The 6,510-nt window shown below is 73.9% G+C and carries 5 protein-coding genes; 4 read left to right on the plus strand and 1 reads right to left on the minus strand.

What is annotated here, in order from left to right:
- Positions 1-289: 289 nt before the first annotated feature.
- Positions 290-1,042 (minus strand): hypothetical protein, encoded by a 753-nt coding sequence (locus ASC99_RS19180; RefSeq protein WP_057233642.1) that lies wholly within the window; start codon positions 1,040-1,042, stop codon positions 290-292.
- Positions 1,043-1,191: 149 nt separating this feature from the next.
- Here ASC99_RS19180 and ASC99_RS19185 point away from each other — a divergent pair, with 149 nt between their 5' ends.
- From ASC99_RS19185 to ASC99_RS19200, 4 genes are all read left to right on the plus strand, one after another.
- Positions 1,192-3,198 carry an N-6 DNA methylase gene (locus tag ASC99_RS19185; RefSeq protein ID WP_057233644.1) on the plus strand — a complete coding sequence of 669 codons (2,007 nt, stop codon included), beginning with the start codon at positions 1,192-1,194 and terminating at the stop codon, positions 3,196-3,198.
- 81 nt (positions 3,199-3,279) lie between these two features.
- Positions 3,280-3,756, plus strand: a complete 477-nt coding sequence (locus tag ASC99_RS19190) for a hypothetical protein (RefSeq protein WP_057233646.1) — start codon at positions 3,280-3,282, stop codon at positions 3,754-3,756.
- On the plus strand, positions 3,753-5,300 hold the full coding sequence (locus ASC99_RS19195; protein ID WP_057233648.1) for a serine/threonine-protein kinase: 1,548 nt from the start codon (positions 3,753-3,755) through the stop codon (positions 5,298-5,300). The genes ASC99_RS19190 and ASC99_RS19195 overlap by 4 nt, the downstream gene beginning before the upstream one ends.
- Before the next feature lie 481 nt (positions 5,301-5,781).
- On the plus strand, positions 5,782-6,255 hold the full coding sequence (locus ASC99_RS19200; RefSeq protein ID WP_057233651.1) for an ATP-binding protein: 474 nt from the start codon (positions 5,782-5,784) through the stop codon (positions 6,253-6,255).
- Positions 6,256-6,510: the final 255 nt, after the last annotated feature.

The following is a 6,510-nucleotide window of genomic DNA, read 5'->3' on the forward strand; positions in this document are numbered from 1 at the left end:
TTGTTCCCGGCCGGTCCCGGCGGTGAACCTTGCAGACAGACAGGCTCACCCCCACACCCCTGGAGCCTGAGATGCTCGCCACCGTCACCCCCACCGCCGTCCTCGGCCACCGGAGAACGTCCGCCTGCACCATGCCCGCCGTCCCCACCTCGGTGCCCGCCCTGCGGCATTTCGCCCGGGCCTCGCCCGGCCGTTCCGGTTACTGCCTCCACCGTGCCCGCCCCCTCGTCACCCTGGGCCACCCCAGTACCCGGCCTGCCGTCCGGGCCCCCACCCGCCCGAGTGGCGATCAGTGCGCGGCGATGACGTTCTTGACCAGGGCCTTCGTGAGCTCCACCCCGGCGGCTCCGGTGGACTTCTGGTCGTTGTAGAACGTCGTCACCACCACGCTGCCGACCCGGACGGCCACCGCCGTGCTGCCCCCGGTCCAGTCCGGCGAGGTGATGACCGCCTGGAACGCCTCGTCCCCGACGCCGGGCAGGCTCTTCAGGGTGACGGTCGCGGGGTACTTCTGGCCGTTCTGCTCCGAGGTGAAGGTGTGGCACGCGGTGAGGACCTGCTTGAGGTTGGCCATCACCGTCTGCGCGTCGCTGCCCCGGTAGGCCTCGACCTCCTGGGCGAACATGTCCTGCGAGTCGTCCATGTAGTCGTTCTGTGCGAAGGACGCGCTGCTGATCCCGGCCACCCTGACCCAGGCCGAGCCGTTGAGCATGTCGCACGCCTGCTCGGCCGGGACGGCGGAGGGCGAGAGCGGCGGGTTGAAACCGTCGCCGGTGCTCCGGCTACCGCTGGGGTCCAGCCTGAGCTGCTGGGGAATCGCGTCGGCCGGCAGCAGCATGGCGTTGAGCTTGGTCCCGTTGGGCAGACCGTCGGTGCCTGCGGCCGGGCCGGGGATCGGCGCGGCGGACGATCCGCTCACGGATGCCGACGGGGCCGCCTGGGCGTCCGAGTGGCCTGCGGTTCCCGGGGAGCAGGCGCCGAGGCCGAGGATCGCGCCGGCGCTGCAGGCGAGGAGGGCGGTCCGGCGGAACAGTTGCGACATGAGGGGTGTGCACCTTTCGAACGAGAAGACCCGGTGAGTGGCGCGCCAATAACAACATGAGCTGTGAACCGCGTCAACACTCAATCTCTCCGTGAGGAAGGTTGTAGGATCGGACGCAGTCATCGTGTCGCCAGGGGAGGGCCCGCTCAGTGCCGGAGAACAGGACAGAAGTCACCGCCGCCGGGATCGCCCGGTTCGCCGCCGTCGGTCGCGCCGCGGTCAGCAACTGGCGGCGCAGGCACACCGACTTCCCCAAGCCCGTCGGCGGCACCGACACCAGCCCGGTCTTCGACCTGGCCGAGGTGGAGCAGTGGCTCCGCCACCAGGGCAAGCTGGACCAGGTCCCGCTACGGGAACGCGTCTGGCAGCAGGTCGAACAGGATCCGGGCGGAGCCGCCACCGCACTGCGCCTGGTCGGCGCCGTCCTGCTGCTGCACGACCGGCCGGCCCCGTGGCGGCAGCTGCTCACCGCGGACGACCGCCGCCTCGGCGGCGAACTGCCCGACCTGCTCGCCGAGGCCCTCCGCACCCGGCTGGGCGAGGACCACCCGGTGGCCGTACCGGACGGGCCCGGGCTGACGGAGCGGCTGGCCCTGGTACGCGGCTGCGCGGAGCTCGCGAACGAACTGGGCGCCGATCAGGCGTACGAGTTCCTGATCGGCCGTCATCTGGAGTCGGGGCCTCGTCAGTACACCCTGACCCCCGCACCGCTGTCCGACCTGATGGCCGACCTCGCCGGCCCGGCCGACCTGGTGCTGGACCCAGCCTGCGGTTTCGGCGGCCTGCTCCGGTCACCCGGCCCCGCCGGCACCGTGGTCGGCCAGGAGGCCGACCCGGACCTGGCCGCACTGACCGCGCTCCGGCTCGCCCTGCACACGGACGCCTCCGTACGGATCCGGGTGGGCGACAGCCTGCGCGCGGACGCGCACACCGGCCTGCGCGCGGACGCCGTGCTGTGCCACCCGCCGTTCAACGAGCGCGCCTGGGGACACGAGGAACTCGCCTACGACCCCCGGTGGGAGTACGGGCTGCCGCCGCGGACCGAGTCCGAGCTGGCCTGGGTGCAGCACGCCCTCGCCCATCTGCGCGACAACGGCTCCGCGGTGCTGCTGATGCCGCCCGCGACGGCGTCCCGCCGGTCGGGCCGCCGGATCCGGGCGGACCTGCTGCGGCGGGGCGCACTGCCCGCTGGAGTGGCCCCGCCGTTCGGGATCCCGCTGCACCTGTGGGTGCTGCGCCGGCCCGGGGCGGCCGCCCCGCAGCCGCAGCAACTGCTGGTGGTGAACGTCGCGGACCGGACGGAAGGTCAGGACCGGCTGCCCTGGCCGGAGTTGCGCAGCACCGTGCTGGAGGCCTGGCACGCCTTCGACCGGGACGGCTGCGCACCGGACCAGCCCGGCGTCTGCCGTACCGTCTCCCTGGTCGACCTGCTGGACGACGACGTGGACGTGACCCCCGCCCGGCACCTTCCGCCGCAGGCACCGGGCACCGGCGCGGCGGGCCTGGACGGCATCCACCATCAGCTGACCGACGCCTTGCGGCGGGCCGGGGAACTGGCGCCGACCGCCGGCCCGCAGGGCGCTCCCGCGCACTGGGCGATGACGAATCTCGGCGAACTGGCCCGCACGGGAGCCCTGTTGATGCGGGCCGGCGGCGCCGGAGCCGGCCCGGTCGGCAGCCCCCCGGTGCTGACCGAGCACGACATCGTGACGGGCGGCGCACCGTCCGGCGTACTGCCCGAGGGCGAGCCGGAGGACCCGGTGCTCGTCCAGGCCGGGGACGTGGTGGTCCCCGTGCTCGGCCAGGGCGCCACCACTCGGGTGATCGACGGTGCCACGGCCGGTGCCGTGCTGGGCCGCAACGTGTACCTGCTGCGACCCGACCCCGCCGTGCTGGATCCGTGGTTCCTCGCCGGGTTCCTGCGCGGCACCGCGAACAACCGGCAGGCCAGCAGCTTCACCTCGTCCGCGTCCCGGCTCGACGTCCGCCGGCTCCAGGTACCCCGGCTGCCGCCGTCCGACCAGCGGCGCTACGGCGAACGGTTCCGCGCCGTCGCGGCCTTCGAGGAGGCGTCCCGGCTGGCCGCCGGACTGGGCGAGCTGCTCGTCCAGGGCCTGTACGACGGGCTGACCGACGGCAGTGCGAGCCCGCCGTGAGAGCGGCGGACGGGCGGCGGCGGGATCGGTAGGCTGACCCCGGCATCCGCCGACCGCCCTCCGCCGCCCAGGAGTCCAGCCATGTACGGCCCCGTCCCGACACCGCCGGCGCGTCGACGTGCCGTCCGGGCGGGGATCATGCTGCTGCGGATCGTCCTGGCCGCCGTTCCGGTGGTGAGCGTGGGCATGCTGTCCTGGATACCGATGCTGTGGCCCGCGCTCGTCCACCGCCGCAGCCGTGACTGGCTGTTGTTCGGCGGCGCGGCGGCGGCGTCCATCGGCGGCATGGCGTTGGTCGGAACCATGAACGACTGGCGGAGCCACCTCGGGATGGTGATCCTGCTCGCGGACGCTGTCGCCGCCTCGGCGTACTTCCTCGCCGTCGACCTGAACCCGCGGCGGGCGCCCGGTACGGCCCGGCCGGCGGACCTCGTGCCCGGCCCGCCGGCGCCGCCCGGCTACCCGCCCTTCGGCATACCTCGCCAGGACCGGATCGGGGAAGTCCGGGCCGGTCTCGACGAGTTGAGCGCATACCTTCGGCAGCAGGACGGGTCGTGAGGGGCCGGCTCGTCGCCGGGCGCTACGAGCTGGCGACGCTCGTCGGGCAGGGCGGCATGGGCCAGGTGTGGGCGGCGCACGACCGCACCCTGGACCGGCGGGTGGCCGTCAAGTTGCTTCGGCCGGACCGGATTCCGGGCTCGGAGCAGTCCGCCGAGCTGCGGCGGCGGTTCGCCCGGGAGTGCCGGATCACCGCCCAGGTCGACCACCCGGGGTTGGTCACCGTGCACGACGCCGCGAGCGACGGTGACGATCTCTGCCTGGTGATGCAGTACGTCCACGGTGCGGACCTGGCCGATCACCTGGCCGAGCAGGACCCCTACCCCTGGCAGTGGGCGGTCGCCGTGGTGGCGCAGCTCTGTCCGGTGCTGGCCGCCGTGCACGCGGTGCCGGCCGTGCACCGGGACCTCAAGCCGCGCAATGTCATGATCCGCCCCGACGGCACCCTGGTCGTGCTCGACCTCGGTCTCGCCGCCCTGCTGGACGCCGACACCACCCGTCTCACCCTCACCGGCGCACCCATCGGCAGCCCCGCGTACATGGCGCCCGAGCAGGCCATGGGCGAGCAGGTCGGCCCGCGCACCGACCTCTACTCGCTCGGCGTGATCCTGCACGAACTGCTCAGCGGCACCGTCCCGTTCACCCGCTCCTCGCCCCTCGGAGTGCTGCACCAGCACCTCCACGAGCCGCCCCCGCCACTGCGCCGGAGCCGGCCCGAGCTGCCGGAGCCGCTGGAGGCGCTGGTCCTGCGGCTGCTGGCCAAGGACCCGCGGGACCGGCCGGCCGATGCGGCAGAGGTCTACCGGGCCCTGGAGCCCCTGCTGCCCGGGCCGGCCTCGCACCCCCTCGACAGCCCGGGTGCGCCGATGGATCCGACCCGGCCGTTCCGGCAGCCGTACGCGCCCTGGCACCACGCGCCGCCGCGCCCGCCGCTGCCGCCCGCTCCGGTCCCGCATCCTGGACCGTCCGCGCCGAACCCAGGGAAGGCCGCCATCGCCGCCGCCGTCGAGGAGGCCGGACGGCTGCTGGACACCGGCCGGATCACGCAGGCCGTGGAGGTGCTCGGCGCCGCACTGCCCACCGCCGTGGAGACCCACGGCCGGCACTCACCGGTCGTCCTCATGCTGCGGAAGCAGTACGCGGCCACCCTGCTGGAGGCCGGCCGGTTCCAGGCCGCGCTCGCGGAGCTGCGGCTGCTGGCCGACCGGTCCAGCACCGAGGCTGGTCCGGCCGCCCCGCAGACCCTGCGCTTCCGCGTCGAGGCCGCGCAGTGCCTGGAACACCTCGGCGACCACGCCACCGCGCTCGCCGAGTACCGCTCCCTGCTCCCCCACCTGGACCGGCTCGCCACCGCCGACCCGGCACTCGCCCTGGAGACCCGCCACCGGACGGCACACCTGCTCGTGCGGGCCGGCGACCGCACCGAGGCCCGCACACTGCTGATGCAGCTCCTCGTCGACGCCGAACGCCGGCTCGGCCCCCACCACCCACTCGCCTCCGAAGCGCGCCGCACCCTGGAGTGGCTGGACCGACCGACCGGCTGACCGGGGTCTCTGGCGGGTTAGACCGACCGGCAAATGGTGGGCGGATGAAGGAGCGGCGTCCGGGCCGAGTCTGGGCGGTGCCGACGAGGGAGTAGCAGCGGAGCTGCGGCGACTGAGGAGAAGCCGTCCAGGCGACAGCCCGGGCGACGCGACGCCGCCCACCATTTGCCGGTCGGTCTAAGGGGCGGTGGCCGCCGTGAGATGGTCGAAGAGCTCCGGGCCGGCCGAGCCGGGCGCGATGCTGACGCCCTGCAGCCTGGTGGTGCGCAGGTAGGCGNCGACGAGGGAGTAGCAGCGGAGCTGCGGCGACTGAGGAGAAGCCGTCCAGGCGACAGCCCGGGCGACGCGACGCCGCCCACCATTTGCCGGTCGGTCTTAGTTTGCGTACCCGTATCTATAGGGGCTCCGCATTGTTCCCGGACGGTCCCGGCGGCGAGCCTTGCAAGCAGAAAGGCTCACCCCCACACCCCTGGAGCCTGAGATGCTCGCCACCGTCACCCCCACCGCCACCGCCGTCCTCGGCCACCGGAGAACGTCCGCCTGCACCATGCCCGCCGTCCCCACCTCGGTGCCCGCCCTGCGGCATTTCGCCCGGGCCTCGGCGCGGCGCTGGGACGTCTCCGTGGACATCGTCGAGGCACTGGCGCTCGTCGTCACCGAACTGGTCACCAACGCGGTCCGGCACAGCGGGGGCCCGGACGTGACCCTGCTGCTCACCGTGGACACCGGCACCCTCACCGTGCACGTCATGGACAACGGCCGCTGGCGGACCCGCCCGGCCACGCGCGGGGGCGACCCGTACCTGGTCGACGATCCGGCATGCGGCGGCCGGGGCCTGCAACTGGTCGAGGAGTACGCCGACAACTGCGCCCTGTGGCGTACGGTCGGCGGCACCCGGGTGGAGGTGGAGCTGTCCCTCGCCCAGGTACCGGCCGCGCCGGAACACCTGTACTGAGCCTCCTCGGAGCCGTCCGGTTCCCGCCCGCTCCCACCGATCGCTTGCCGCAGCTCGGCGCCGGATCTAGCGTGGCCACGCAGGGAAGGTGATTGCGTGGCACGGCCGAGCAGCCAGGATCCGGTACCCGCGGGCGGGCGATTCACGTTCGTGGGCCGTCGGCGCGAGCTCGGCCTGCTGCTGGCCGCCGTCCGGCACCCGCCCGCCGTCGTGCTGATCGAGGGCGAGGCCGGAATCGGCAAGTCCCGCCTGGTG

Origin of the sequence: Kitasatospora sp. Root107, from assembly GCF_001424875.1 — a bacterium.
Classification (GTDB): domain Bacteria; phylum Actinomycetota; class Actinomycetes; order Streptomycetales; family Streptomycetaceae; genus Kitasatospora.

Coding starts and splice junctions, on each gene's coding strand:
- ASC99_RS19180 (WP_057233642.1), bottom strand. CDS start 1,042: ATGTCGCAACTGTTCCGCCGGACCGCCCTCCTCGCCTGCAGCGCCGGC.
- ASC99_RS19190 (WP_057233646.1), top strand. CDS start 3,280: ATGTACGGCCCCGTCCCGACACCGCCGGCGCGTCGACGTGCCGTCCGG.
- ASC99_RS19200 (WP_057233651.1), top strand. CDS start 5,782: ATGCTCGCCACCGTCACCCCCACCGCCACCGCCGTCCTCGGCCACCGG.